This is a genomic window from Herminiimonas glaciei (genome assembly GCF_042664955.1).
GTDB lineage: Bacteria > Pseudomonadota > Gammaproteobacteria > Burkholderiales > Burkholderiaceae_D > Oxalicibacterium > Oxalicibacterium glaciei.
Genome location: NZ_JBHTBU010000001.1, coordinates 2196500 through 2221989, shown reverse-complemented (window position 1 = coordinate 2221989; position 25490 = coordinate 2196500). Strand labels below are relative to the sequence as shown.

The 25490-nt window shown below is 54.7% G+C and carries 24 protein-coding genes; 8 read left to right on the top strand and 16 right to left on the bottom strand.

Features of this window, described 5'->3' with window-relative positions; all coding sequences use genetic code 11:
- Positions 1 to 54: 54 nt before the first annotated feature.
- From tfpB to ACFQPC_RS10005, 3 genes are read right to left on the bottom strand one after another with little or no spacing between them, the layout of a single operon-like run.
- Positions 55 to 1854, bottom strand: coding sequence for a type IV pilus assembly ATPase TfpB (tfpB, locus tag ACFQPC_RS10015; RefSeq protein WP_382271708.1), 1800 nt, complete (start codon positions 1852 to 1854; stop codon positions 55 to 57).
- Between the two features lie 55 nt (positions 1855 to 1909).
- The gene (locus ACFQPC_RS10010; protein ID WP_382271707.1) at positions 1910 to 2740 is read right to left on the bottom strand and encodes a spermine/spermidine synthase domain-containing protein; all 831 of its coding nucleotides are present in this window, start codon (positions 2738 to 2740) and stop codon (positions 1910 to 1912) included.
- 25 nt (positions 2741 to 2765) lie between these two features.
- Positions 2766 to 3263: a DNA-deoxyinosine glycosylase gene (locus ACFQPC_RS10005; protein WP_382271706.1), complete on the bottom strand. Its 498-nt coding sequence runs from the start codon at positions 3261 to 3263 to the stop codon at positions 2766 to 2768.
- A 66-nt stretch (positions 3264 to 3329) separates the two neighbouring features.
- Between ACFQPC_RS10005 and ACFQPC_RS10000 the strand changes: the two genes are divergently transcribed.
- Both ACFQPC_RS10000 and ACFQPC_RS09995 read left to right on the top strand, forming a co-directional pair.
- Positions 3330 to 4079: an SDR family oxidoreductase gene (locus ACFQPC_RS10000; protein ID WP_382271705.1), complete on the top strand. Its 750-nt coding sequence runs from the start codon at positions 3330 to 3332 to the stop codon at positions 4077 to 4079.
- A 72-nt stretch (positions 4080 to 4151) separates the two neighbouring features.
- Positions 4152 to 4628 carry an ecotin gene (locus ACFQPC_RS09995; RefSeq protein WP_382271704.1) on the top strand — a complete coding sequence of 159 codons (477 nt, stop codon included), beginning with the start codon at positions 4152 to 4154 and terminating at the stop codon, positions 4626 to 4628.
- 64 nt (positions 4629 to 4692) lie between these two features.
- Here the strand turns inward: ACFQPC_RS09995 and ACFQPC_RS09990 are convergent, their stop codons facing one another.
- The 6 genes from ACFQPC_RS09990 to ACFQPC_RS09965 all read right to left on the bottom strand — a co-directional run bounded on the left by ACFQPC_RS09990 (position 4693) and on the right by ACFQPC_RS09965 (position 11068).
- A complete protein-coding gene (locus tag ACFQPC_RS09990) occupies positions 4693 to 5262 on the bottom strand; it encodes a GNAT family N-acetyltransferase (protein ID WP_382271703.1) in 570 nt (189 codons plus the stop codon).
- On the bottom strand, positions 5252 to 5758 hold the full coding sequence (locus ACFQPC_RS09985) for an FUSC family protein (protein WP_382271702.1): 507 nt from the start codon (positions 5756 to 5758) through the stop codon (positions 5252 to 5254). The genes ACFQPC_RS09990 and ACFQPC_RS09985 overlap by 11 nt, the downstream gene beginning before the upstream one ends.
- A gap of 57 nt (positions 5759 to 5815) precedes the next feature.
- Positions 5816 to 6205, bottom strand: coding sequence for a DUF1090 domain-containing protein (locus tag ACFQPC_RS09980; RefSeq protein WP_382271701.1), 390 nt, complete (start codon positions 6203 to 6205; stop codon positions 5816 to 5818).
- Positions 6206 to 6363: 158 nt separating this feature from the next.
- Entirely contained in the window at positions 6364 to 7254 is an 891-nt protein-coding gene (locus ACFQPC_RS09975; RefSeq protein WP_382271700.1) for a CsgG/HfaB family protein, read from the bottom strand.
- 279 nt (positions 7255 to 7533) lie between these two features.
- Positions 7534 to 9450: a molecular chaperone HtpG gene (gene htpG / locus ACFQPC_RS09970; RefSeq protein WP_382271699.1), complete on the bottom strand. Its 1917-nt coding sequence runs from the start codon at positions 9448 to 9450 to the stop codon at positions 7534 to 7536.
- Between the two features lie 151 nt (positions 9451 to 9601).
- Positions 9602 to 11068 carry an aminotransferase-like domain-containing protein gene (locus ACFQPC_RS09965; protein ID WP_382271698.1) on the bottom strand — a complete coding sequence of 489 codons (1467 nt, stop codon included), beginning with the start codon at positions 11066 to 11068 and terminating at the stop codon, positions 9602 to 9604.
- Positions 11069 to 11207: 139 nt separating this feature from the next.
- On the opposite strand from ACFQPC_RS09965, the gene ACFQPC_RS09960 reads away from it, so the two are divergent.
- From ACFQPC_RS09960 to ACFQPC_RS09940, 5 genes are all read left to right on the top strand, one after another.
- Complete coding sequence (locus tag ACFQPC_RS09960) at positions 11208 to 11798, top strand: LysE family translocator (RefSeq protein ID WP_382271697.1); 591 nt, start codon at positions 11208 to 11210, stop codon at positions 11796 to 11798.
- Positions 11799 to 11815: 17 nt separating this feature from the next.
- Positions 11816 to 12709, top strand: coding sequence for a DMT family transporter (locus tag ACFQPC_RS09955; RefSeq protein WP_382271696.1), 894 nt, complete (start codon positions 11816 to 11818; stop codon positions 12707 to 12709).
- Between the two features lie 202 nt (positions 12710 to 12911).
- On the top strand, positions 12912 to 13370 hold the full coding sequence (locus tag ACFQPC_RS09950; protein ID WP_382271695.1) for a RidA family protein: 459 nt from the start codon (positions 12912 to 12914) through the stop codon (positions 13368 to 13370).
- A 68-nt stretch (positions 13371 to 13438) separates the two neighbouring features.
- Positions 13439 to 14632, top strand: coding sequence for an aminotransferase-like domain-containing protein (locus ACFQPC_RS09945; protein ID WP_382271694.1), 1194 nt, complete (start codon positions 13439 to 13441; stop codon positions 14630 to 14632).
- Between the two features lie 258 nt (positions 14633 to 14890).
- Positions 14891 to 15151, top strand: coding sequence for a PAS domain-containing protein (locus tag ACFQPC_RS09940; protein ID WP_382271693.1), 261 nt, complete (start codon positions 14891 to 14893; stop codon positions 15149 to 15151).
- Between the two features lie 43 nt (positions 15152 to 15194).
- Here the strand turns inward: ACFQPC_RS09940 and ACFQPC_RS09935 are convergent, their stop codons facing one another.
- The 5 genes from ACFQPC_RS09935 to ACFQPC_RS09915 all read right to left on the bottom strand — a co-directional run bounded on the left by ACFQPC_RS09935 (position 15195) and on the right by ACFQPC_RS09915 (position 22191).
- Entirely contained in the window at positions 15195 to 15677 is a 483-nt protein-coding gene (locus ACFQPC_RS09935) for a DUF2846 domain-containing protein (RefSeq protein WP_382271692.1), read from the bottom strand.
- Positions 15678 to 15724: 47 nt separating this feature from the next.
- Entirely contained in the window at positions 15725 to 16318 is a 594-nt protein-coding gene (locus tag ACFQPC_RS09930; protein WP_382271691.1) for a hypothetical protein, read from the bottom strand.
- A 414-nt stretch (positions 16319 to 16732) separates the two neighbouring features.
- Positions 16733 to 17833: an MBL fold metallo-hydrolase gene (locus ACFQPC_RS09925; protein WP_382271690.1), complete on the bottom strand. Its 1101-nt coding sequence runs from the start codon at positions 17831 to 17833 to the stop codon at positions 16733 to 16735.
- A 13-nt stretch (positions 17834 to 17846) separates the two neighbouring features.
- Positions 17847 to 20162 (bottom strand): DNA topoisomerase IV subunit A, encoded by a 2316-nt coding sequence (gene parC, locus ACFQPC_RS09920; RefSeq protein WP_382271689.1) that lies wholly within the window; start codon positions 20160 to 20162, stop codon positions 17847 to 17849.
- Positions 20163 to 20205: 43 nt separating this feature from the next.
- Positions 20206 to 22191: a DNA topoisomerase IV subunit B gene (locus tag ACFQPC_RS09915; RefSeq protein ID WP_382271688.1), complete on the bottom strand. Its 1986-nt coding sequence runs from the start codon at positions 22189 to 22191 to the stop codon at positions 20206 to 20208.
- Between the two features lie 381 nt (positions 22192 to 22572).
- On the opposite strand from ACFQPC_RS09915, the gene ACFQPC_RS09910 reads away from it, so the two are divergent.
- On the top strand, positions 22573 to 23403 hold the full coding sequence (locus ACFQPC_RS09910) for a response regulator (RefSeq protein ID WP_382271687.1): 831 nt from the start codon (positions 22573 to 22575) through the stop codon (positions 23401 to 23403).
- A 6-nt stretch (positions 23404 to 23409) separates the two neighbouring features.
- Here ACFQPC_RS09910 and ACFQPC_RS09905 read toward each other — a convergent pair whose 3' ends face one another.
- Positions 23410 to 24579 carry a vWA domain-containing protein gene (locus ACFQPC_RS09905; RefSeq protein ID WP_382271686.1) on the bottom strand — a complete coding sequence of 390 codons (1170 nt, stop codon included), beginning with the start codon at positions 24577 to 24579 and terminating at the stop codon, positions 23410 to 23412.
- Between the two features lie 9 nt (positions 24580 to 24588).
- A complete protein-coding gene (locus tag ACFQPC_RS09900) occupies positions 24589 to 25443 on the bottom strand; it encodes an AAA family ATPase (RefSeq protein WP_012078574.1) in 855 nt (284 codons plus the stop codon).
- Positions 25444 to 25490: the final 47 nt, after the last annotated feature.

The following is a 25490-nucleotide window of genomic DNA, read 5'->3' as shown; positions in this document are numbered from 1 at the left end:
GCTCCGTTGGGAAACTGGTGATGTGATGAAAAGCCGGGCTGTATGTTCAATGTTTCATGTCAATGCAGCGGTGACTTTCAATACTTCTTCTGCCGTAGTCGTGCCTTCGATGATTTTCAGTGCACCGGCCAGGCGTAGCGGCTTCATACCATCGGCCATGCTTTGCTGCCTTAGCTCATGGATATCGGTTTCGGCCTTGATCATCTTGGAAAAGGTTTGCGTGACTGTCAGCAATTCATATAAACCGGTACGACCGCGATAGCCGGTCTGGCGGCATTCCGGGCAACCGACCGGGCGATAGATGATGGCCGGTTTCGGCAAGGCCGAACCTTCACTCAGGCTTTCCCATACTTCATCCAGCATTTCGCCATCGGGTGATTTGCAATGGTTGCACAGGGTGCGGGTCAGGCGCTGCGCCATGATGCCGATCAGCGTGGTTTCCAGCAGGTAGTAAGGCACGCCGAGCTCCAGCAGGCGCATGACGGCGGATGGTGCGTCATTCGTATGCAGGGTGGACAGCACCAGATGGCCGGTCAATGCAGCCTGGATCGCCATTTCGGCGGTTTCCAGGTCACGAATTTCGCCGACCATGATGATGTCGGGATCCTGCCGCATCAGTGAACGTACGCCGTCCGCGAAGGACAGGTCGATGCCGTGCTGTACTTGCATTTGATTGAATGATCCTTCCACCATTTCAATCGGGTCTTCGACGGTGCAGACATTCACTTCGCTGGTTGCCAGCGCCTTGAGCGTGGTGTACAGCGTAGTCGTCTTGCCGGAGCCGGTCGGGCCGGTCACCAGGATGATGCCGTGCGGCCGTGTCGTGAGCTTGTCCCAGCGTTGTGCATCATCCGGCGGGAAGCCGAGTTCGGGCAGCGATTTGACGACCACATCCGGATCGAAGATACGCATCACCAGTTTTTCGCCGAAGGCGGTCGGCATGGTGGATAAACGCAGCTCGACTTCCTGGCCGTTATTGGTCCGGGTCTTGATGCGGCCATCCTGTGGCCGGCGTTTTTCGATTACGTCCATCCGGCCCAGCAACTTGATGCGCGCCGTCATCGCGATCATGACGGTAGGCGGCACCTGATACACCTGATGCAACACGCCGTCGATGCGGAAGCGGATCGCACAGAGGTCGCGCTTGGGTTCGAGATGGATATCGGACGCGCGTTGTTCGAATGCGTATTGCCACAACCAGTCAACGATATTGATGATGTGCTGGTCGTTGGCATCGACTTGCTTGTGATTGCCCAGCTCGACCAGCTGTTCGAAGTTATTGCGTAGCGCGACGTCCTGGCCATTGAGTTTCTTCGCGCCCTTGATCGATTTGGCGAGGGCGAAGAATTGTGTCGTGTATTGCGCGATATCGAGCGGATTGGCGATCACCAGTTTGACGTTGCGGCGCGTGATTTTCGCGATCTCCGCTTCCCATTCGGTGGCGAAGGGTTCCGTCGTCGCGACCACCAGTTCGCTGGGCGTGAGTTCGACCGGCAGGATGTGAAAGCGGGTCGCATACGACGCCGACATCACATCCGCCACGCGGGTGAAATCTATCTTGAGCGGATCAATGCGGAAGAAGGGCAGTTTGACCTTGCCGGCCAGCCATTCGGTCAGCCAGTCCAGCGTGACCGGGCGGTGCGGTTCATTGGCGGACAGGATTTTGCACTGCGCTACCGCGACCAGCGGATGCATCGCAATCGATGCATTCTTGAAAATGCCCTGCGCCTGGTTATAAAAGACTTTGACGCCTTCCTTGGTGACGATGCCATCCGCCAGCAGCCAGGTAAAAATCTGCTGTAAATCCAGCTTGGTGGGACTAGCCTTGGTGGCAATTGATGCGGCAGTTGGCATAACCGTGACCCGTAAGGTGGAACAGTGGGATTGATGTTAACACAGGGCAAGTCGATTATTGCTGTGCCTGCCACGCCTTGATGCCATTTACCCACGATTTTGCCGGCAACTTGGTAGCTGCCGTGATTTGCGCCGCACGTTCATACAGCGCCGCGATATCCAGTTCCGGCGTGCTGTTGAAGGCGATGGCGATGACATTCCCTTCATGTACTTCCGGCAAGGAAATGACGGTGTCGAAGGCGTAGTGCATCGCGCTCAGGTTGCGTGCATAGCTCGGATGATCGCCGAACAGGTTGACGGTCATGATGCCGTCCGCCGTCAGGCAGGCGGCGCACGCCTGGTAAAACTCGGGCGTATCCAAGACCGGACCGCGGGCGGTAGCGTCGTACAGGTCGACCTGCAAGGCGTCGATACGGCCGAGATTGGCCGGGTCGTTGACGTATTCGAGTGCATCCATTTCGATCACGGTCAGGCGTTCATCATTCGGCGGCAATTTGAACATCGATGCACAAATGGTAATGACCGATGGATTCAGGTCCACCGCCGTGACGCGGGCTTCCGGGAAGCGCTTGTAGCTGAATTTGGTCAGCGCGCCGGTCCCGAGTCCCAGTTGCACGATGTGCCGAGGTTTATCGTTGAACAGCATCCACGCCATCATTTGCTGCGCGTATTCCAGTTCTATCCAGTCGGGTTTGCTGATGCGCATCGCGCCTTGCACCCATTCAGTACCGAAGTGCAGGTAGCGGATGCCGAATTGCTCGGATAGCGTGACGGGCGCAAACTTTACCTTGCGCACGGGTTTGGCTTTGGCTGCGGGAGGTGCTTTCTTGCCGGGGCCGCTCTTCAGGTTGGCATCGGCTTCTATGGATTTACGTTTGATCAGCATGTATTTCTTTATTGGGATTTTTTACTTACAGCATGATACCGCGCCAGAGCGCCAGCTTCTGCTCAAATGTCATCAGGGCATAGGCCGGAGAGGAGGAGGGCAGTACCAGGGTGTCAAAGCCGGCTTCGGCGAATACGGCTTCCTGTTTGCCTGAGGTCTTGCCATTAAAGCAAACACGATGCAGCTTGGGGCATTCCTGTTTCAGCAGTGCGAAGTCATTATGTTGGGCCTGGCGAATAGCGCTGTCCAGGCTGCCTTCACGTGCACAGGCCGCAATCACATCCCAGACACCTATGCGATGCGCTTTTAAACTAAGCAGGCGCTCCGCATACGGCAAGCCCGGCAGGTCTTCCTTAATCAACGAACCTACCAGCTTCCAGAACTGGTTGCGCGGGTGCGCATAGTATTGTTGTGCATCCAGTGAGGCTGCACCCGGAAAACTACCGAGGATCAGGATTTCGGTTTGCTGGTCGATGACGGGCGGAAAGCCGGTCAGGAGTGAGGGGGGGCGCGTAGCGGGCATGCTGGTATTTTAATGCAGCTCGTGTCATGTTACGACCTGGGCGACAGAACTATCGGGAGATGAGGGATGAGCAAGAAAGTAATGATCGTGACCGGTGGCAGCCGCGGCATAGGCGCCGAAATCGCGACCCTGGCTGCGGCCGATGATTATGCGGTATGTATCAGCTATGTAAAGAACAAGACGGCGGCCGATGTAGTCGTTGCTGCTATACGTGAAGCCGGCGGCACGGCGATTGCAGTCGCTGCGGATATGGCGGTGGAAGCGGACATCCTGCGCCTGTTTGCAACCGTCGATAAGGAACTGGGTACGGTGACGGCCCTGGTCAATAATGCCGGTATCCTGGAAACCCAGATGCGGGTGGACCAGATGGATGTCGCGCGCATGCAGCGCATCTTCAATACGAATATCGTCGGCACCTTTGTTTGCGCACGTGAAGCGGTCAAGCGCATGTCGACCAAATACGGTGGTACAGGCGGTGCTATCGTGAATATCTCATCGGTCGCGGCGCGTGCCGGTGGCCCGGGTGAGTATGTCGACTATGCGGCATCGAAAGGTGCGGTCGATACCATGACGATAGGCCTGGCGAAAGAAGTCGCCAACGAAGGCATACGTGTGAACGCGGTGCGTCCGGGTGTAATCTATACGGAAATCCATGCCAGCGGCGGTGAACCCGGGCGCGTGGATCGCGTCAAAGCTTCAGTGCCGATGCAGCGCGGTGGTGAGGCACGCGAAGTCGCACAGGCGGCAATATGGTTGCTGTCCGATCAGGCGTCGTATACCACCGGCAGTTTCCTCGATGTGGCCGGCGGACGATAAGCAGCGTCGCCACTCATCGCAGGGCATGTTTCAAATGCAGTACCCCTTCATCGACCTTCAACAGGAGAAAAAATGAAAACAATATGGATCCCGGCTTTCCTGACACTGCTATTGGCTATGCCATTGGCACATGCGGCAGATGATATGAAAGCCTTCCCGCCGGCAGAGAAAGGCATGACGCGTCATGTCCTGCAATTGCCGGCACAAAGTGATGAATCCGCTTTCAAGGTTGAACTGATCGTCGGCAAGGAAGTGGCGACCGATGAACGCAATCGCTATTTCTTTGGTGGCGTGATCGAAGAGAAAAATATCGATGGCTGGGGCTATACACGTTATGTCGTGCCCAAGCTCGGTCCTATGGCCGGCACCCTGATGGCGGTCGATCCGAATGCACCTAAAGTGACACGCTTCATCACGCTTAGTGGCAGTCCTTACCTGATTCGTTACAACAGCCGCTTGCCGTTGGTGGTGTACGTGCCTAAAGGTGTGGAAGTCCGTTATCGTATCTGGCGTGCCGGTGACGAAGTGAAAAAAATCGAGCAGGGCTGATAGCGTTTAATCTTGTGTTGTTTACTGAAACACGCTCCTCACTGAACAGTGTCGGGCGTGTTTTTTATTTGGCTATCCATTCCTCGTGCCGCAATCGATATAAAACATGCGCGCTGAGCGCATGCCCTGCCGGTAGTTTGGGATGGGCAAAATTGTCTTCAGCCTTGTTATGCATGCGCAGGCGTTGCATCACCGCTTGCGAGCGCAGGTTGGCCGGTACTGTGAAAGAAACCACTTCCGGAAATTGTTTCACTTCAAAGGCATAGCGCAACGCACATTCTGCCGCTTCCGTTGCATAGTGTTTGCCCCATGCCGGACGTACCAGGCGCCACGCGATTTCCACCGCCGGCGTGAAGTGGGCGTCGAAGGATACCTGTTGCAAACCGACGCAACCGGCGAAGCTCAATTCGCCGGGAATTTCCAGTACCCAGACACCAAAACCATATAGTTCGAAATGCGCACGTACGCGGCTTGCGAGCTGATCGCTTTCTGCGCGGCTTAGTGTGGCCGGAAAGTGCTGCATGACTTCGGCATCGGCATTCATTGCGGCGAAGGGCGCCAGGTCTGCATCGGTCCAGTGGCGTAACAGGACGCGTGTTCCTTGTAGTACCGGGATGGAAGCTTCAGGAATCATTTTGCTGCCATTTCTGTATCTGCATATAGATTACGGTTTGTAGCAGGGCGACGATGCTGCCGGCCATGACTTCGGCGACGCGCAGGAAGGCCAGGTGCAATTCTTCATTTACACCGGCACCCGAAAATGCGGCAGACATGAGGATGACGACAGTCACCGGCCCGAGGCGCCAGTTGCTTGGATAGTTTTGCCACAGCATGGCAACCACGACGGCCAGTGTCATCGCGATCAGCATCGCAAAGAAGCTGGTGCCGAACAGGAGTAACGAGAAGCAGGCAATGAAGCAGCCGGAAATGGTATTGACGAGGCGCGCCTTGAAATTGGCCTTGGCGACTGTCATATCGGGCTCGGTCACGATGATGAGCGAGATCATTGCCCAGTAAGGCTCTTGCAAGCCGAGCGCGCGTAGCCCGTACCACAGGATCAGGGATCCGGAGAGGATCTTGATGATGTAGACCAGCGCGTTTTTCCTGGGGGTGATGAAATTGAATTCCATGTTGCCCGTCAGACTCGAAAAAATGCCGGCGGTTCAGTACCGCCGTTCAGGACGACATTACTTTGTGAGTTGATCTTTGGCTTCCTGCAGCTCGGCTTCGGCCTGTTGCAGTTTCTTTTGCTGTTGCGCGATTTTTTTGGTTTTGCCGCTGGCTTGTGCTTTTTCGAGATCAGCCTTGCGTTCGGCTACCTTGTTTTCTTTCTTCTTGATATCGGCTTCGCGTTCACGGCGCAATCCTTCATCGGTACAGTGATCGACGATTTCCTTGAGTGCGATATTCAATTTCTTTTCTTGCGCTTTATTGCCATGCGCACGTGCGTGTTCGATCTGGGTTTGTACTTCCTGGCGTTTGGCGGCGCAGCCAGTCAAGGGTTCGGCTGCGTGTGCAGTGGTGATGACGGCTGCCAACAGCAGGCCGGACAAACAGCTGGTCGTGATGATCTTCATTACGCAACTCCTGGCTAGGTGGGAAGTCGCTTCACTGTATAGGAAGTGTAGGAAACATGGCAACACAAATAGTGTGCCGGAAATGATTACGGCGACCATGGAGGTCGCCGTAACGTGGTACTGGCAAGTTTTGACGCTTGCCGCTACCGCCTCAGTGCTTATTGGGCAGCTGGTTTAGCTGCTGCTTTGGCTGGGGCTTTTTTCTTCTTGGCTACCGGCTGACCATCGTCGTCCTGCACTTTGAGCTGACCACCGGTACCCAGGCCACCTTTTACAGTTTGTTGACGGTAGTTTTTCACAGCGCGTACCACGTTGTTATACGAATCGGTGAAAGCAGCAACGATGACTTTACCTTCAGCGGTGTTCGAGTAACCGCCCATGCTGCCGCCTGCGCTGGAGCCGAACAGTTGACCCATCGCACCGAAGTCCATGCTTTTCGCGCTGCCTTCAGCTGCTGCGATTTGTACACTGGAACGGTTATCGACCACGCTGAGTAGTGTGCTGGCTTCCTTGCTGTTGACGTTGGCTGCCAGGCCTGCAACTGCGCTACCCAGACCGCCACCCAGCAAACCGGCTACGCTGCCGCCCATGCCGCCAGCATTGTTGTTGCTGAAGGTGATCGATGGCACCAGGCCATAGTCGGCGGAAACCATTTTGCCTTTGCCGAAATTCGATTTCTTGCGCAGTTCACCGGATTGTTCCAGCGCGCGTTCGCCCATGATGGCGTTCATGCCACGGCCGCGTTCAACCACGACGAAGCAGTTCGATTGTTGGACCAGCAGTTTGAGGACAGGAACGGTCGAACCGAGTTTGTATTGGCCGGTCAGGACGCCATACCATGGTGCGCTGGTATCTTCGATGATGGCGATAGTACCCAGAGGAGCATCGCAACGTTCCAGCGTAGTGTTGGCATTTTGTGCATTGGCACCACCGGCGGAGCCGGTCGCTGCGGTTTTTGCACCGCTGTTACCCATGTCCATGGTGGAGCAGGCACTCAGCAGGACACCGGTCAGGCAGAGCGGCAAGATGCGCAGTAAACGTTTCGACATTTCTTTCTTCCCCTATTTAAATCAAATAAAAAATGAGCTTGAATCTAATTTTTTTGACTACGCCCCGGTATGCCGGAGTTGTGAATGTGAAATATTACGCGATTTTTTTGTAAATTTAGGCCTGTAGGCGTGGAAAAGTCTCGTATAGCCGAATATTTACATTTTTAACAAGATTTCTCTTGGCGGTCGATAGAAGATAAATTTCGACGGGGAAATAAAAAAGCCGCGTGATATACACGCGGCTTTTCAGGTATTTACAGCCTGCGGGGCTGGCTCGCTTTATTTGCTTGCCAGGCCCAGCAGCATTTCATTGAGGCGTTTCACGAAGCCGGCCGGATCGTTGAGGTTGCCGCCTTCCGCCAGCAAAGCCTGGTCGAACAGGATATTCGACCAGTCGTCGAATTTCGCGTCTTCGTATTTCAGGCGCTGCACCAGTGGATGGTCAGGATTGATTTCCAGCGTCGGCTTGGCGTCCGGTGCATCTTGTCCCGCCGCTTTCAGCATGCGCATCAGGTTGCCGGACAGCTCATCTTCACCGGCCACCAGGCAGGCTGGTGAATCGGTGAGGCGGAAGGTGATGCGCACTTCCTTGGCTTTATCGGCCAATGCGGTTTGCATCTTCGCTACCAGCTCCTTGTACTGGTCTTCGGTTTCCTGGTGTTGCTTCTTCTCTGCTTCATCTTCCAGCTCGCCGAGGTCGAGGTCGCCTTTTGCTACCGATGACAATTCCTTACCGTCGAAATCTTCGAGGAAGGACAACATCCATTCATCGACGCGATCCGTCAGCAACAATACTTCGATGCCTTTCTTGCGGAAGATTTCGAGGTGCGGGCTGTTTTTGGCAGCGTTATACGATTCGCCGGTCGCGTAGTAAATCTTGCTTTGGCCTTCCTTCATGCGCGCGATGTAATCGGCGAAAGAAACAGTCTGTGCATCGCTGTCGTTATGGGTGGAAGCGAAGCGCAGCAATTTGGCGATGCGTTCCTTGTTGGTCGCATCTTCGCCTATGCCTTCTTTCAAGACCTGGCCGAAGGCATTCCAGAAGGTAATGTATTTATCTTTATCCGCCTGTTCATCGCTGTTGGCCAATTCTTCCAGCATGGACAGCACGCGTTTGGTCGAGCCTTCGCGTATGACTTTGACGTCGCGTGATTCCTGCAGGATTTCGCGTGAGACGTTGAGTGGCAGGTCGGCCGAATCGATCACGCCTTTGACGAAGCGCAGGTAGACCGGCATCAACTGCTCGGCATCGTCCATGATGAAGACGCGCTTGACGTAAAGCTTGATACCGCCGCGCTTGTTGCGATCCCACAGGTCGAACGGTGCCTGGCTCGGGATGTACAGCAATTGCGTATATTCGCTACGACCTTCGACGCGGTTATGCGTATAGGTCAGCGGTTCGCCGAAGTCATGCGATACATGTTTGTAGAACTCGATGTATTGCTCAGGCGTGATTTCATTTTTGCTGCGTGCCCACAAGGCACTGGCCTGGTTGATGGTTTCCCATTCGTCGCGTACCACGGTTTCTTTTTTCTCTTCATCCCATTCTTCCTTCTGCATCATGATAGGCAGCGAGATATGGTCGGAGTATTTGCGAATGATGGATTTGAGTTTCCACGATGAGAGGAATTCATCTTCACCTTCGCGCAGGTGCAGGATGATATCGGTGCCGCGATTTGCCTTGTCGATCGCTTCTACCGTGAAGTCACCTGCGCCTTCGGATTCCCAGCGCACACCGGCGTTGGCAGCGGTGCCGGCACGACGGGTTTCGACCGTGATGCGGTCGGCGATGATAAAGCCGGAATAAAAGCCGACGCCGAATTGACCGATCAGTGCTGCATCTTTTTGCTGGTCGCCGGACAGTTTCGAAAAAAATTCCTTGGTGCCGGATTTGGCGATGGTGCCGAGGTGTTCGACCGCATCATCGCGGGTCATGCCGATGCCGTTATCTGAAATCGTGATGGTGCGTGCTTCCTTGTCGAAGCTGACCTTGATCTTCAGGTCGGGATCGTTTTCAAACAGGGCGCCGTTATTGATCGCTTCAAAGCGCAGCTTGTCGGCCGCGTCGGACGCATTCGAGATCAGTTCGCGCAGGAAGATTTCCTTGTTCGAGTACAAGGAATGGATCATCAATTGCAGCAGTTGCTTTACTTCGGCTTGAAAGCCCAGGGTTTGTTTTTGTTCGGAGACAGCCATTTTTACCTCAAGAATCAATGAATTAGCGGAATTGGGTTTGAAAGCCTGTCAGTGCGGATAAGTGCCAGCCGCCATGATATTGCCTGGCGCATGGTGGATCACTCCAGGCTTTCAAAAGGTTTGCGTGCAGATGGGGTTGTCTATGCCGATTTCAAGACTTGCCTATCTCCCGCTCAAGGAAACGCATGATACCCGGATCGGCCATCGCTGCGACATTGAAGCGCATATTGGTTGACGGCAGTTGATTTGGTGAAAACAGGGCGCCCGGTGCCAGCAGGTAACCTTGTTCCATCGCTTTCTCCGCCAGGATGGTGGCGTCGCAGCCGACGTCGGTCCAGGCGAACATGCCGGCCGGCGTGTTGAAATGGATCTTGATCCCGATACGTTCCATTTGCCGTATGGTCTTGTCGCGCACCGCATTGAGCTTGGTGCGCAGCCGGTCGGTGTGCTTGCGGTAATGCCCTTCAGACAGGATGCGGTAGACCACGCGTTCGGTAATTTCAGTCGTGGTCAGCGCCGTCAGCATCTTGCGGTCGGCCAGTTGGCGCGCGATTTCGGGTGAAGTGGCGATGAAGCCGACGCGCAAGTTGGCCGCCAGCGTCTTGGAAAAGCCGCCGAGGTAAATCACGCGGTTCAACTGGTCCAGCGCCGCAATCCGGGTCGCCGCCTGCACTGCGGTGCCGGGATGCATATCGCAGTAGATATCGTCTTCCACGATCATGAAATCGTATTGCTCGGCGATCTTCAAGACCTGGAAAGCCTTGGCGGCAGACAGCGAAGTCGAAGTCGGGTTGTGCAGGATGGAATTGATGATGAATAGCTTGGGCCGATGTAACTCCGCCAGCTCGGCCAGTTGTGCAATATCCGGTCCATCCGGCAGGCGCGGGATGCCGACTACCTTGGCACCGAGTGCGGCGAAAGAACCAAACATCAGGAACCAGCCCGGGTCGTCGACAAAGATGGTGTCGCCCGGTTGGATGTAATGACGGGCCACCAGGTCCAGGCCCTGGGTCACGCCAGCGGTGGTGACGAACTGATCCGGCGTGGCCGAGATTTCCAGTTCAGCCATTTTCAATTGCAATTGCTGGCGCAGCGGCAGGAAGCCTTGTGGGATGCCGTATTGCAGCAGCAGGTTGGGGTTTTGCCGACTCACCGCACGCAGCGCATTGGCGACCAGGTCGCCATCCAGCCATTCATTTGGCAGCAAACCGACGCCCGGCATTTTTTGCGGTGGCAACTGACGGAACATATTGCGCACCAACCATACAACATCGACCGGTTGCTGCGCGGCCGCTTGCACGCCTTGTGCGCGCGGCGTCAGCATGGGGGCGCGATCCCTGACGTAGAAACCGGAGCCGCGCCGTGATTCCAGCAAGCCGCCTGCCACCAGGCGGTCATAAGCTTCGACCACGGTAAAGCGCGAGACCTGGTGCTGGTCGGAAAACTGGCGTATCGATGGCATGCGCGCACCGGTGCGCAGGATTTTGTCATCGATGCGGCTGGTAATCAGTTGCACGATTTGTTCTATCAGCGAGCTGCCTGCAGTGCGTGACAGCAGGGGGCGCGGCGCTTCCGTGGTTGCGGGAGCGGTGCTTGGTGATTTGGCTGTATTGGTCATTTTGCCATGACAGTGAGTGAATTAATTCCTTAAGTGTACTGGTACTGTATTGGTTTTGTCGATTACGATATTTTCACCTTATAGCCTGTTTGTCTGGCTATCAACACTTGTAAATCGCGTCGCCATTTCCCGGGCCATTATGGAATCCCTGTTACCGCTTGCCCTGTTCGCCTTTGTTTCGTCGATTACGCCGGGGCCGAATAACATCATGCTGACTTCATCCGGCATACGCTTCGGCTTTGTGCGTTCCTTGCCGCATATGTTTGGCGTGGTCTTTGGCTTCAGCGTCATCCTTGCATTGTGTGCGGCCGGCATAGGCAGCCTGATCGTCGCCATGCCGGCCTTGCATATCCTGTTGAAGACGATAGGTTCGACTTACCTGGTGTACCTGGCCTGGCAGTTACGCGGCATGGCTTTTACACAGGGCGATGACGATAGCGTGCGACCGATGTCCTTCATCGGTGCTTCGCTCTTCCAGTTTGCCAATCCGAAGGCATGGGTGATGGCGGTGACCGGCGCTGCCGCTTTCCTGCCGCCGGTACAACCGGTGTGGCTGGCGATCACCGTGTTTTGCTTCATCTTCGGCATCATCAATTTGCCTTGCATAGGTATCTGGGCCGGCACCGGTGCAGTGCTGCGACGTTACCTGACACAGGCTAAATGGCGACGCCTGTTTTGCGCCATCATGATCATCCTCACCTTGTACTCTGCAGCAGCAATCTGGCTATGAATATTCAATCAAAAATAATGACAAGCTCTTCCGTGATAACACAAGAAACCAAGGGCATGTTGCTGGGTGCAATCGGCGTCGCGCTCTTCAGCCTGACCTTGCCTTTTACCCGGATGGCGGTGGCCGAACTGGATCCGGTGTTCGTTGCGCTTGGACGCGCAGTGGTCGCGGCTGCCTGTTCGGCGGTGCTGCTGTGGTGGACCGGCGCGGTATTGCCGAACCGGACGCAATTGAAGTCCCTGTTTATCACCGCGCTCGGCGTGGTGGTCGGCTTCCCGGTGTTTTCATCGATCGCCATGCATTACGTACCGGCTTCGCATGGTGCCATCATCCTCGGCATCCTGCCTTTGGCTACTGCGCTGTTTGGTGCTTTGCGTTTTGGTGAGCGGCCTTCGCTGGGTTTCTGGATTGCGGCGGTGATCGGCAGCGCATTGGTGGTCGGTTTTGCCTTGCAGCAAGGCGGCGGTGAATTGCATATTGCCGACCTCGCATTATTTATTGCCGTGATGGCGGCGGCGATGGGCTATGCAGAAGGCGGCCGCCTGTCGCAGACCTTGGGCGGGCAGCAAGTCATTTCGTGGGCGCTGGTTTTATCCATGCCCGTCGTCTTGCCGGTGACGGTATGGCTGGGCTGGCGGCACGGTGTCAGCGCTTCGCCGGCGGCATGGGCAGGGTTTGCCTATGTGTCACTGTTTTCGATGTTTATCGGTTTCTTCTTTTGGTACAAGGGTTTGGCGTTGGGCGGGATCGCACGGGTTGGGCAGGTGCAATTGATACAACCGTTTTTAACCCTGCTCGGCGCCGCGGTCATCCTCGGCGAAGTACTGGAATGGCGTACCTTTTTGTTTGCACTCGCAATCATTGCCGTGGTGGCAATAGGAAGGAAGATGAGCATCAAGCGCCCAAATTGATAACAGAATCGCTCCGAACTGCGGATTTCCTGTCGATAGTTCGGAAGGAAAGCCGCGGATTTGAGATAATCACGGGATTCCTGCCGTGAGCGTTTTTGCTGCTTTCCCGCAGCGATGGCATTTTGCCATCAGCGCAGCCACGGACTTCTGTTCATTGCCACTCCTGTTTTGCGCGGAGTGGCATCAATTTTTTGGAGCACTTATGTCTTTTTACGACAAGCTGAAAGCCTTGAATATCGAATTGCCTGCAGTAGCCACTCCGGCTGCGGCTTACGTCATGTACGTACAAAGCGGCAATACGGTTTTCCTTTCGGGCCACATCGCCAAAAAAGACGGCAAGCCTTGGGTAGGTCAGTTGGGTAAAGACATGACCACCGAAGAAGCCAAGCTGGCAGCACGCGGCGTCGCGGTCGACCTGATGGCAACGCTGCAGGCAGCGTGCGGCGGCGACCTCAATCGCGTCAAGCGCATCGTCAAGGTCATGAGCCTGGTGAACTCCACCGGCGATTACACCGAGCAGCACCTGGTCACCAATGGCGCCTCCGAATTGTTCGGCGAAGTATTCGGCGCGCAGGGCGTGCATGCCCGTTCCGCTTTTGGCGTGGCGCAAATCCCGCTTGGCGCTTGCGTAGAAATCGAATTGATCGCTGAAGTGATCTAAGAAGTACACATAAGTACCCATGCCCCGGAATGCCGGGGCATGAGCCTTGTCTATACCGTGAAGTAATCATGAAAATCGAACATCCAACGCCGATCAACTGGCAATTCGCCAAACGTGCAGAACAACTGCAAAGCTCGGTCATCCGCGAAATCCTGAAGATCACGATGCGCCCGGACATCATTTCCTTTGCCGGCGGTTTGCCGTCACCGGAAACCTTCCCGGTCGAGCATATGAAAGCGGCTTTCGACAATGTATTGTCACGCCAGGGCAAGATCGCGTTGCAATACGGACCCAGCGATGGTTATGCCCCGCTGCGCGAATGGATCGCCGACTCCCTGTCGATAGCAGGCGCGACGATTACGCCGGACCAGGTCTTGATGGTGTCCGGTTCGCAGCAGGCGCTGGATTTGCTCGGCAAGGTACTGATCGAAGAAAACAGCAAGGTGCTGGTGGAAACACCAAGCTACCTGGGTGCCCTGCAAGCTTTCTCGGTTTATCAGCCGCAATTCGTTTCGGTGCCTACTGATGACTACGGCTTGTTGCCGGAAGCCGTGGATGGCATCGCCGATGGTGCGCGCCTGCTGTATGCATTACCGAACTTCCACAATCCTACCGGCCGCACGATGTCGGTAGAACGTCGTATCGCTTTGGTCGAAACCTGCGCGCGTCGCGGTTTGCCATTGATCGAAGATGATCCTTACGGTGCACTCAGCTATCGCGGTGAACCGCTGCCAAAAATGCTGACCATGAATCCTAGCGGCGTGATTTACATGGGTTCCTTCTCGAAAGTACTGACACCGGGCATACGCCTTGGTTATGTAGTCGGCCCGACTCCATTGATCCGCAAACTGGAACAAGCGAAGCAAGCCGCCGATCTGCATACCTCGCAATTGACGCAAATGGTGGTGTACGAAGCGATCAAGGATGGTTTCCTTGCTGAACATATTCCATCGATACGTACCTTGTATGCAAACCAGTGCCAGGTGATGCTGGATGCATTGGCTGAATTTGCACCGGAAGGTGTGAAGTGGAACAAGCCGGAAGGCGGCATGTTCATTTGGGTAACACTGCCCAAGCATATCGACTGCATGCAGTTGCTGGAAGAAGCGATTGCGCAAAAGGTTGCCTTTGTACCGGGCGCACCTTTCTATGCGAATGAGCCGGAGAAAAACACTTTGCGCCTGAGTTTTGTGACGGTGCCGCCGGAAAAAATACGGGAAGGTGTTTCCAAGCTGGCCAAGTTGATCGCTGCGAAGATTTGAGCTGTTCAGCTCGGGTAAAGAAGCCGTTCAGTTTTTGACTGGGCGGTTTTTTTATTGGCCCGGTGGTTTTTCTTGAGCACTGCAAGTAGGACGGGCAAGGAGTTGGCTAAATGTCTAAGGCAGTCATTGCTTGCAGGACACTCGCTCAAGCGGCGATGGCATAATGGCATCCTCAGTCATCAATATGCCGATGGACTGGACCGTCCTTTTTAAACCTCATTATCTGGCATCAATTAAACGGCCCGGAAGAAGCGCTTCATGATCAATTTTGAACAGATGGACTTAACTCTTGAAGCCTTGCCGGATCCGGCTTTCACCCTGTCTCGCAGCGGCAAATACGTTGCAGTGTTCGGTGGTCGCGATACGCGTTATTACCACGATGGTACCGGCCTGATCGGCTTGTATATTTCAGACATGGTCAAACCTGAGAAAGCAAACTGGTTTCTTGAGCAGATTGCCAGGGCGTTGGAATCTCGCATGCACCTTGACGTAATAAGTTTGTATAACTATTCATCGTGACACCTTAAGCACCGTCGTGATGAATTTAGTAACGACAATATCATCAGGGGCACCGAGGTAGCTCGTTAAGAGACGCAACGGAAGTATTTCTAGTAATTGCCAAGTTAGACAGCAGGACTCCTGTCTGTCCTTCTTTTTCATTCACGATACTTAATTTTGAGCGCGCGAAAAATACACCCCTCTTCATGTCCTGCCAGAGGTAATACAATCTTCCTGCGTCAGCATTCAGTTCAATGCAATCCTTATTCTCTGCCTTGGACAAAATAGTATGCTTACCCGGTGAAACCTCTTTATAAAGAAACGTTCCCGCGGCAAGATCTCCTTCATAGTCACCATCAATTTCTATTGACGCTTTAATGGAGACAGCATCTTCTTCGCTCCTATAAATATAAATGCCGGCAAGATTATCTTTTGGGACGAATTTTTTTAATTCCGCATCTTTTGTTGCTGACTCCATTGGGACTGTAGCGGCACAACCGAACAAGAATAGCGAAATAGCGATAAAAATGAGTGATTTTGGACGCATGACGTTTTTAGTATGTTTGTAGAATATATAGTTTCACTACAACCCCCTTATCTAGAGCATTTTCCTTGGAAGACTTGTATAGCGTCCTGAAATACTTTTTGCTGCGACGTAATGTCAGTTTTAATAGTTTTACCATTTGCTCCTTGATCTAGAACATAAAGCTTCACCTCACATGCTCGAATGCCAGGATTTATGCTTAACTCATACTGCTTGTCACGCTCCGGGGTAAACACAGGTAAGTTGCATGCTGCAGAAGCCTTATGCGCCAGACCGCCATATCCGGCTCCCATCAGATCGAGAAAAGACGTTTCGTAACCTGTGAGAACTAACGTCGCGAAAGGGGCATTGGCTGGAATCACTCGTTCGAGAATTCCTTGGCGAGGGGCCACAGAGTTAGGCATACCAATGCGATTTTTATCGATGTCACCGTCATACCTGCCTGGTGAAATTACATATCCCAAGGTATCTATTGGCTTGCATGCCACCTGGTCATAACGTCTTATCTGAGTCCAATATGAACTCGTCTCTTCCTGTGTATAGCGCAACTTTGCCGTTGCTTCAGCTCCCGTCGGTTCCTTATACATCACTGCGCAACCGCTCAGTATTGAAGCTAGGGCACTGCAAAACATTATATTTTTCATGTCGTCCTTTTAAATTTTATAAATCTTCATATCGACATAAGAGGACATCGCAAGTGCAAACTCTCTGACGAATAATATTTATGTTCTTATTACTTTCTAATATTGGTCTCATCGGTATCTCCCAAGCCGCGAAAAGAAGCTGCCGCCTCATACTCCAACCCACTGCTGCAAATGATGGTCTGCGTCGGTCGTATAGCGGCGGGCTTCAAGAAGCAGCAAGTTTTGCGGCAAAAAAATAGCGGTCACCAAGGGACCGCTGAATGATGCCATCGACATAAAATTATAAAAGCGGGATTCTAATCAAGCATAAAGGTTTTTGCTATCCCATAAATCAAGTAAGTACGTTGGAAATATCGGTGTTTTGGCCGATAGCAGACATTCTCTTCGCTTACGTTCAGTATTTAAACGCACGCATCAAAACCGCACCATTTCCCCATGCTCCAGCGCGACAAAATCCGCCGCCGGAATATGCGCCTTTTTCAATTCCTCCGCCAAAGCCCTGGGTGGTTCATCCAGCGATTCATCCGCCAGTTCAAATGTGCCCCAATGGATGGCTATCGAACGTTTGGCGTGCACGTTCTGATGGATTTTCACCGCCTCACCCGGATCGACGTGCTGTGCTTTCATGAACCAGCGCGGCGCATACGCACCTATCGGTAGCAATGCAAGGTCGAAAGGCGCGAAGCGTTTGCCTATATCTTCGAAATCCCTGGAGTAGCCGGTATCGCCGGCGAAGAAAAATGATTGCGCTGGCTTGGCATTAACCGCAGTCGTGACAGCCCAGCCACCCCACAGTGTCTGGAAGCGGTCGTTCAACGCACGTGCCGACCAGTGCTGGACCGGTACGAAGTTGAAAGCCAGGCCACCTACGTCTGTTTTATCCCACCAACCCAGTTCCTGCACATTGGTGATGCCGATGTCTGCCATCCATTGCTTGATGCCCAGCGGTACTAGGAAGAGGGGCGCACCACCGGCCTGCTGGTTCAGCTTGAGTACCGTGTCTTTGTCCAGGTGGTCGTAGTGATTATGCGAGATGAGCACCACGTCGATGTGCGGTAGTTGCGCATAGTCGAGTGCGGGCGGCACTTTGCGTTGCGGGCCCATGAAGGTGAAGGGTGACGCACGTTCCGACCAGATCGGATCGGTCAGTATGTTGAGACCGCGCATTTGTACCAGCACGGTGGCGTGGCCTATCCAGGTGGCGGTCGAGACTTTCCTATTTGCCTGCAACCAGCCTGCATCCGCTTTGACGATGGGGAAGTGATAGCCATTGGCCGGCGGTTTGGGCAAGCCTTGCGTCAGCCTTTCCCATTGCCATTTCAGGAAGGAACCGCCGATGTCGCCTTGCAGGTAGTTGTTTTTGTAGAGCGGTGGTGGCGGGCTGATATAGGCGCGGTAGCAACCATAGCTGGCCATCAGCAATGCCGCAAATAAAGCCCATCGAAGACGGCGGCGCGTCTTCGATGGTGGAGTCTGTGCAGATGAAACTGATGGGGATGGTTCCGTACTGCTCATGACTATGCTTTATCTATTTTTGTGCGGTCAGGGTGGTCGCTTTGACTTTCGATTCCAGCGCCTTGCCTTTGCGTGCACGTTTGCCGATATGCGGTGCGAGACCGGAGGCAGACAGCAGTACTTCCTGTGTCTTGCCGCCGCGACCGGCGCCGGAGACGATGACGCCGCGCTGGCTGATGGCTTGCGCCGCCAGCAGCTTCTCATTCTTTTCCAGGTCCATCAGGATCACGCCGCGGCCACCTGCGGTGAGGGTCTTGATTTCATCGATACCGAATACCAGCAAGCGTCCTTTTTCCGACAGGCAGGCAATCGCGCTGGCGCCGGCGGTCACAGGACATGGGGCCAATGGTTCGTCGCCGTCGTCGAGCGTGATGAAGGATTTGCCACCACGGGTGCGGCTGACCATATCGCCGGATTTGGCGGTGAAGCCGTAACCGGCAGTCGATGCCAGCAGCAGTGTGACGTCGGCCGGGCCTGCGAAGTAATGCAGGATACGGCTGCCGCTCGCCAGTTCGACCAGCGTGGTGATAGGGACGCCATCGCCACGTGCGCCGGGCAGGGCGGAGACCGGAACCGAATAGATGCGACCGTTGGAGCCGAATACCAGCAAGGAATCGACGGTGCGGCATTCAAAGGTGTTGTACAGCGTATCGCCGGCCTTGAAGGTGAATTGCGCAGCATCGTGGCCGTGGCCGGTGCGGGCGCGTACCCAGCCTTTTTGCGAGATGACGACTGTCACCGGTTCATCGATGACTTTGGTTTCTACCGATGCTTTTTCCGCGACTTCGATCAGTGTGCGACGTGCATCGCCGAATTGTTTTTCATCGGCTTCGATTTCCTTGATGACCAGGCGCTTCATCGACGATGGATTGTCGAGCAAATCCTGCAGCGTGGTTTTTTCATTGCGCAGTTCAGCCAGTTCTTGCTGGATCTTGATGGTTTCCAGACGGGCCAGTTGGCGCAAGCGGATTTCGAGGATGTCGTCGGCCTGGCGTTCCGACAGGCGGAAGGCATCCATCAGCGCCGGTTTCGGTTCATCCGATTCACGGATGATTTTGATGACCTTGTCGATATTCAGCAGGATGGCTTCGCGGCCTTCGAGGATATGGATACGGTCGTCAACTTTTTGCAGCTTGAATTGCGAGCGGCGGGTAATTGTCGTAAAGCGGAACTCTATCCATTCGCGCAGGATGTCGCCCAGCGATTTCTGGCGCGGCCGGCCATCGCCGCCTATCATCACCAGGTTAATCGAGACGCTGGTTTCCAGCGAGGTGTGCGCGAGCAGCAGGTTGGTGAATTCGGTCTGGTCCTGGTTCTTCGATTTTGGTTCGAATACCAGGCGTACCGGCGCATCGCGACCGGATTCGTCGCGTACGGTATCGAGCATGGACAGGACGGTTTGCTTGAGCGCCAGTTGTTCCGGCGACAGCGATTTCTTGCCCAGCTTGATTTTCGGATTGGTCAGTTCTTCGATTTCTTCCAATACCTTTTGCGACGACGTGCCGTGCGGCAGTTCGGTTACGACCGCTTGCCACTGGCCGCGCGCCATGTCTTCTATCTTCCAGGTCGCACGCACTTTGACGCTGCCACGGCCGCTGGAGTAGATGTCGCTGATCGCTGTTGGCGATGTAATGATTTGTCCGCCGCCCGGGAAGTCAGGGCCGGGGACGATGGCCATCAATTCTTCATGCGTGAGCTTGGGATTACGTATCAGTGCGACGGCTGCCTTTGCCACTTCATGCAGGTTGTGCGAAGGAATTTCGGTCGCCATACCCACGGCAATACCGGAAGCGCCATTCAGCAGGACGAAGGGTAGCCGGCTCGGCAGCAGTTTTGGTTCTTCGGTCGAACCGTCATAGTTCGGCTGGAAGTCCACCGTGCCCATATCGATTTCATCGAGCAACAGTTTCGAGATAGGTGTGAGGCGTGCTTCGGTGTAACGCATCGCCGCAGCACCGTCACCATCGCGCGAGCCGAAGTTACCCTGGCCGTCGATCAGCGGATAACGCAGCGAAAAATCCTGCGCCATACGCACCAGTGCGTCATATACCGATTGGTCGCCGTGCGGATGCAGCTTACCGAGTACGTCACCGACCACCGCTGCCGATTTACGCGGCTTGGCTGCGGAGTTCAGTCCCAGTTCATTCATCGCAAACAGAATGCGGCGCTGTACCGGCTTCTGGCCGTCGCAGACATCCGGCAAGGCACGACCCTTGACGACGGAAATCGCATAATCCAGGTAGGCGCGCTCGGCAAAGGTAGCCAGTGTCAGCGCTTCACCGCCATCGGCGGGTGCTTCCTGGTCGAAAAGATTGGCTTGATCAGTCATTATTGTTCTGAAAAATTATTCGATGAAGTGAGGGCTCAGGGGTTTAGATATCGGCTTCGGCTTCATTGCCGTGCTCTTCTATCCAGGTGCGGCGTGCAGCTGCCTCGCCTTTGCCCATCAACATATTGAAGCGCGCTTCGGAGAAGTCCAGGTCGAATTCACCGAGCGATACCGGCAAGAGGCGACGGGTATCCGGATTCATCGTGGTTTCCCACAATTGTTCGGCATTCATTTCACCCAGGCCCTTGAAGCGCGAGATGGTCCAGCCATTTTCCTTGACGCCATCCTTGCGCAGCTTGTCTTCGATGGCTTCCAGTTCGCCGTCATCCAGTGCATAGATTTTTTGCACCGGCTTCTTGCCGCGTGCCGGCGCATCGACGCGATACAGCGGCGGCCGTGCAATACAGATATGACCGCGGTCTATCAGTTGCGGGAAGTGCTTGAAGAAGAGTGTCAGCAACAAGACCTGGATGTGCGAACCATCGACGTCCGCATCGGACAGGATGCAGATGCGGCCATAGCGCAGGTTGCTGAGGTCGACCGTATCGTTCTTGCCATGCGGATCGACACCTATCGCTACCGCGATATCGTGGATTTCATTATTCGCGAACAGGCGGTCACGTTCGGTTTCCCATGAGTTGAGCACCTTGCCGCGCAATGGCAGGATGGCCTGGAATTCCTTGTCACGGCCCATCTTGGCAGAACCACCGGCGGAATCACCTTCGACCAGGAAGAGTTCATTGCGCGAGATGTCAGTGGATTCGCAATCGGTCAGCTTGCCCGGCAAGACTGCCACGCCTGAGGATTTTTTCTTTTCCACTTTTTGCGCGGAACGCAGGCGCGATTGCGCTTGCTTGATGACCAGTTCGGCCAGCTTCTTGCCGTACTCGACGTGCTGGTTCAGCCACAGCTCCAGCGAAGGGCGTGTGAATGACGCAACCAGGCGCACCGCATCGCGTGAGTTCAGGCGTTCCTTGATCTGACCCTGGAATTGTGGGTCCAGCACCTTGGCCGACAGTACGAAGGAAACGCGTGCAAACACGTCTTCCGGCAGCAGCTTGACGCCTTTCGGCAGCAGCGAATGCATTTCGACGAAGCTTTTGACCGCGCCGAACAAGCCTTCACGCAAACCGGATTCATGCGTGCCGCCGTTCGAGGTCGGGATCAGGTTGACGTAAGACTCGCGTACTACCGCGCCGTCTTCGGTCCACGCGACGACCCAGGCCGCGCCTTCGCCTTCGGCAAAACCTTCGGCATCGGCACCGGCGTATTGCTCGCCTTCGAACAAGGGGATCAGGGTTTCCGAATTCGACGCTTGCGCCAGCGATTCGGTCAGGTAGCCACGCAAGCCCTGGTCGTATTGCCAGGTTTGGATTTCGCCGCTCTTCGCATGCACCAGTGTGACTTTGACGCCCGGTAGCAGCACCGCCTTGGAGCGCAACAGGCGCTGCAGTTCGGCTTGCGGAATGACGGATGAATCGAAATATTTGGCATCCGGCCACGCAGTGACGCGGGTACCGCTGCGTTTTTCATCCCGTGCAAGTGGGCGCGATTTCAGCGGTTCGACCACGTCGCCACCGGCGAAGGCCAGGCTGTGCACGCCGTTTTCACGCCATACGGTGATTTCGAGACGGGTTGACAGTGCATTCGTGACGGATACGCCAACGCCGTGCAAACCGCCGGAGAAGGCGTAAGCACCGCCCGAACCCTTGTCGAACTTGCCGCCGGCGTGCAAACGCGTGAACACGATTTCCACGGTCGGGACTTTTTCTTCGGGGTGCAGGCCGACCGGGATACCACGGCCGTCATCTTCGACGCTGACGCTGCCGTCGGTATTCAGGGTGACGACGATGTTCTTGCAATAGCCGCCCAGTGCTTCATCGGAGGCATTGTCTATGACTTCCTGGATGATGTGCAGCGGGTTCTCGGTACGCGTATACATGCCGGGACGCTGCTTGACCGGTTCAAGGCCTTTGAGAACACGGATGGATGATTCGCTATAGTCTGCAGAGGATTTTTTAGTGGCCATTCAATCGAATACTGGTAAGGGGTGCTGAAAAGGATGCTGAAATAAGGTCTAAAAGTGTTAATTGCAAAACAGCATGAAACATCGGAAGTGTCTGCATTCTAATGAAAAAAGGCAATCTCCACCTTTTATCCTATCCATCATGCCGGGCGAAACCGCCAAATTGTTAAATATAGTTAGATCCACCACGCATTTCTGGCACTTTTTTGTTAAAAGCGTTCAAATGTATCTGGTTTGACAAATTGCCGACAAGTATTTGTGCTTGCCGGCCTGCCGCCTGCCCATCCAGATGGCGCTGCAGCGGATTTTATCAATGCATAAATGTTGCATGGTAGTGGATTACCCCGGTTTGCGCCTAGCCTGCGCTCCCTCAACAACTAGTCGATGTCAGCTAACAGTATTCCTTTTGCGGTACGCCTGATTGGCTTCAAGCCTCAGGAAATCGAAATTTTCGATGCCACATTTGCCCTGGACCAAGGCAAGGGATACGGCTATGTCCGCCTGTCGGAAGACAATCTGCAAGACCCCGATTTATACATCGCCAATGCCGAAGAATTGAAGGCATTGGTGGCTTTATCCGATTTGCGCCCCAGTGATGTACGGCCGGCCCTGCTGGTGGGTACGCCCGGCGTCGCCTTGCCGTATCCGAGCGTGGAACGCCCGATCCGCTGGCATCGCCTGTTCGATGCCCTGGATAAGCTGATAGAGAAACGGGCCGATGCCTTGTCGCGCCTGGAAGCGTCGGATGTGGTGGCCGTGCCGGAACGCCGGCGGCGCGACCGGGTCGATATCGACCTGACCGATCCGGCTGAATACCAGCGCATGCGTACCGAGTTGCCGCATGGCGGTGCGGTCCTGGTGATAGACAAGACACCGGCTTTCCGCGATTACATTGCCGAATTATTGTTGCGCAACAAGACCGAAGTCCTGTGGGCCAGCAGTGAAGCCGAAGCCGAGGGTGCGTGCGCGCGCCAGCGCGTGGCGGTGGTGGTGGTGAATACCTCGATGGCGGAAATCAATCCGTATCGCCTGTGCCAGACGGTGAAGGCGATACGTCCGTCTGACCGTACCTCGGTTATTTTCCTGGTGAGCAAGAGCAGTGGTTACGATGCCGAGCTGGCACGCCAGGCCGGTTCAGACGGCTTCCTGACCAAGCCGGTGGCGGCCCACCATTTCATCAGCGCGCTCAAGAAATTCATGCATTTGCCGCGCTAGCGCAGCTTATTTGCTGAGTGTGCGCATCCCGCGTTCCAGCCCTTCGAGTGTCAGCGGATACATGCGGTTATCCATTTGTCGACGGATGATGGCAATCGACTGGCGATATTCCCAGATGTGTTCAGGTTCAGGATTGAGCCAGATGTAGTTGGGGAAGGTTTTGGTAAAGCGCTGCAGCCATTCGGCCCCGGCTTCTTCATTGTGATAATCGACCGCGCCACCCACCTGCAATATTTCATATGGGCTCATGGTCGCATCACCGACAAAAATTACCTTGGTATCCGGCGTGTATTTGCGCAGTACATCCCAGGTCGAAAAACGCTCTGTACGCTTGCGCTGGTTGTTGCGCCACAGCTGATCGTAGACGCAGTTATGGAAGTAGTAAAACTCCATATTCTTGAACTCCGCCTTGGCCGCGGAAAACAATTCTTCGGTGCGCTGTATGTGTTCATCCATGGTGCCGCCGACATCCAGCAGCATCAATACCTTGATATTGTTTTTGCGCTCCGGCTGCATCTTGATATCGAGATAGCCGGCATTGTTCGCGGTCGCACGTACCGTATCGTCGAGTGAGAATTCATCGGCCGCACCATGGCGCGCAAATTTGCGCAGGCGGCGCAAGGCGACCTTGACGTTGCGCGTGCCGATTTCCCTGTCCGCATCGTAATCGCGGTAAGTGCGTTGTTCCCATACCTTGACGGCAGTGCGGTTGCGGCTTTCACCACCTATGCGTATGCCTTCCGGATTGGTGCCGCTATTGCCGAAAGGCGAAGTACCGCCGGTGCCTATCCACTTGCTGCCGCCTTCGTGTCTTTCCTTTTGTTCCTTTAGCAGTTGCTGCAGGCGTTCGGCCAGTTTGTCGTAGCCGTATTTCTGCAATAGCGCCTGTTCTTCCGGTGACAGCTTGCGCGCGGCATTCTTGAGCAACCAGTCGAGCGGGATGTTGGCGTTTTCTTCAAAGGCGGTGCTGATGCCTTTGAAGTAGAGGCCGAAGGCACGGTCGAATTTATCGAAATTGGCTTCATCCTTGACTAGCGTCAGGCGTGCCAGATAGTAAAAGTCATCGAAGGAGAGGCTGATGACTTCTTTTTCCAATGCTTCGAGCAGCACCAGGAATTCCTTGATGGAAACAGGAATTTTGGCGTCTTTCAGCATGAAGAAAAAATCGATCAGCACACTCTATCCTCAGCGATTGGTACGCGACATGAAGACCAGGCGTTCGAACAGATTGATGTCCTGTTCGTTTTTCAGCAAAGCACCGTGCAGTGGCGGCACGATGGTTTTGTCGTCCTGGCTGCGCAGGGCTTCCGGCGGGATGTCTTCCGCCAGCAAGAGCTTCAGCCAATCCAGCAATTCCGAGGTGGATGGTTTCTTTTTCAGGCCGCTGACTTCGCGTATCTGGTAAAACACTTCGAGTGCCTTGGCCAGCAATTCACGCTTTAAGTTAGGGAAATGCACGGCGACAATTTGTTCCATCGTGTCGCGGTCGGGAAACTTGATGTAATGGAAGAAGCAGCGGCGCAAAAAGGCGTCCGGCAGTTCCTTTTCGTTATTCGATGTAATAATGACGAGCGGGCGATGTTTGGCTTTGACCATTTCGCGCGTTTCGTACACATAGAATTCCATGCGATCGAGTTCACGCAGCAAATCGTTGGGGAACTCGATATCCGCCTTGTCGATCTCATCAATCAACAAAACAACTTGTTGGTCGGCGGCAAATGCCTGCCACAATACGCCCTTGACGATGTAATTGCCGATCGTCTTGACGCGCTCGTCGCCGAGCTGCGAATCGCGCAGGCGCGATACGGCGTCGTACTCGTACAAGCCTTGCTGGGCCTTCGTGGTGGATTTGATATGCCATTGCAACAGCGGCATACCCAGCGCAGCGGCCACTTCTTCGGCCAGCATGGTTTTGCCGGTGCCCGGTTCACCCTTGATCAGCAGCGGACGCTGCAAGGTGAGGGCGGCGTTGACGGCCAGCTTCAGGTCGCCGGTGGTGACATAGCTCTGGGAACCTTCGAAGCGTGTTTCTTGTCGCATGGCGGTGTCATTAAAATGAAAAGAAATCGGAGTATAAGCGAGAAGGC

What these genes read in the sequence shown, in the direction of transcription:
- tfpB (WP_382271708.1), bottom strand. Translation starts at nt 1,854, where the DNA reads ATGCCAACTGCCGCATCAATTGCCACCAAGGCTAGTCCCACCAAGCTG.
- ACFQPC_RS10010 (WP_382271707.1), bottom strand. Translation starts at nt 2,740, where the DNA reads ATGCTGATCAAACGTAAATCCATAGAAGCCGATGCCAACCTGAAGAGC.
- ACFQPC_RS10005 (WP_382271706.1), bottom strand. Translation starts at nt 3,263, where the DNA reads ATGCCCGCTACGCGCCCCCCCTCACTCCTGACCGGCTTTCCGCCCGTC.
- ACFQPC_RS10000 (WP_382271705.1), top strand. Translation starts at nt 3,330, where the DNA reads ATGAGCAAGAAAGTAATGATCGTGACCGGTGGCAGCCGCGGCATAGGC.
- ACFQPC_RS09995 (WP_382271704.1), top strand. Translation starts at nt 4,152, where the DNA reads ATGAAAACAATATGGATCCCGGCTTTCCTGACACTGCTATTGGCTATG.
- ACFQPC_RS09990 (WP_382271703.1), bottom strand. Translation starts at nt 5,262, where the DNA reads ATGATTCCTGAAGCTTCCATCCCGGTACTACAAGGAACACGCGTCCTG.
- ACFQPC_RS09985 (WP_382271702.1), bottom strand. Translation starts at nt 5,758, where the DNA reads ATGGAATTCAATTTCATCACCCCCAGGAAAAACGCGCTGGTCTACATC.
- ACFQPC_RS09980 (WP_382271701.1), bottom strand. Translation starts at nt 6,205, where the DNA reads ATGAAGATCATCACGACCAGCTGTTTGTCCGGCCTGCTGTTGGCAGCC.
- ACFQPC_RS09975 (WP_382271700.1), bottom strand. Translation starts at nt 7,254, where the DNA reads ATGTCGAAACGTTTACTGCGCATCTTGCCGCTCTGCCTGACCGGTGTC.
- htpG (WP_382271699.1), bottom strand. Translation starts at nt 9,450, where the DNA reads ATGGCTGTCTCCGAACAAAAACAAACCCTGGGCTTTCAAGCCGAAGTA.
- ACFQPC_RS09965 (WP_382271698.1), bottom strand. Translation starts at nt 11,068, where the DNA reads ATGACCAATACAGCCAAATCACCAAGCACCGCTCCCGCAACCACGGAA.
- ACFQPC_RS09960 (WP_382271697.1), top strand. Translation starts at nt 11,208, where the DNA reads ATGGAATCCCTGTTACCGCTTGCCCTGTTCGCCTTTGTTTCGTCGATT.
- ACFQPC_RS09955 (WP_382271696.1), top strand. Translation starts at nt 11,816, where the DNA reads ATGACAAGCTCTTCCGTGATAACACAAGAAACCAAGGGCATGTTGCTG.
- ACFQPC_RS09950 (WP_382271695.1), top strand. Translation starts at nt 12,912, where the DNA reads ATGTCTTTTTACGACAAGCTGAAAGCCTTGAATATCGAATTGCCTGCA.
- ACFQPC_RS09945 (WP_382271694.1), top strand. Translation starts at nt 13,439, where the DNA reads ATGAAAATCGAACATCCAACGCCGATCAACTGGCAATTCGCCAAACGT.
- ACFQPC_RS09940 (WP_382271693.1), top strand. Translation starts at nt 14,891, where the DNA reads ATGATCAATTTTGAACAGATGGACTTAACTCTTGAAGCCTTGCCGGAT.
- ACFQPC_RS09935 (WP_382271692.1), bottom strand. Translation starts at nt 15,677, where the DNA reads ATGCGTCCAAAATCACTCATTTTTATCGCTATTTCGCTATTCTTGTTC.
- ACFQPC_RS09930 (WP_382271691.1), bottom strand. Translation starts at nt 16,318, where the DNA reads ATGAAAAATATAATGTTTTGCAGTGCCCTAGCTTCAATACTGAGCGGT.
- ACFQPC_RS09925 (WP_382271690.1), bottom strand. Translation starts at nt 17,833, where the DNA reads ATGAGCAGTACGGAACCATCCCCATCAGTTTCATCTGCACAGACTCCA.
- parC (WP_382271689.1), bottom strand. Translation starts at nt 20,162, where the DNA reads ATGACTGATCAAGCCAATCTTTTCGACCAGGAAGCACCCGCCGATGGC.
- ACFQPC_RS09915 (WP_382271688.1), bottom strand. Translation starts at nt 22,191, where the DNA reads ATGGCCACTAAAAAATCCTCTGCAGACTATAGCGAATCATCCATCCGT.
- ACFQPC_RS09910 (WP_382271687.1), top strand. Translation starts at nt 22,573, where the DNA reads ATGTCAGCTAACAGTATTCCTTTTGCGGTACGCCTGATTGGCTTCAAG.
- ACFQPC_RS09900 (WP_012078574.1), bottom strand. Translation starts at nt 25,443, where the DNA reads ATGCGACAAGAAACACGCTTCGAAGGTTCCCAGAGCTATGTCACCACC.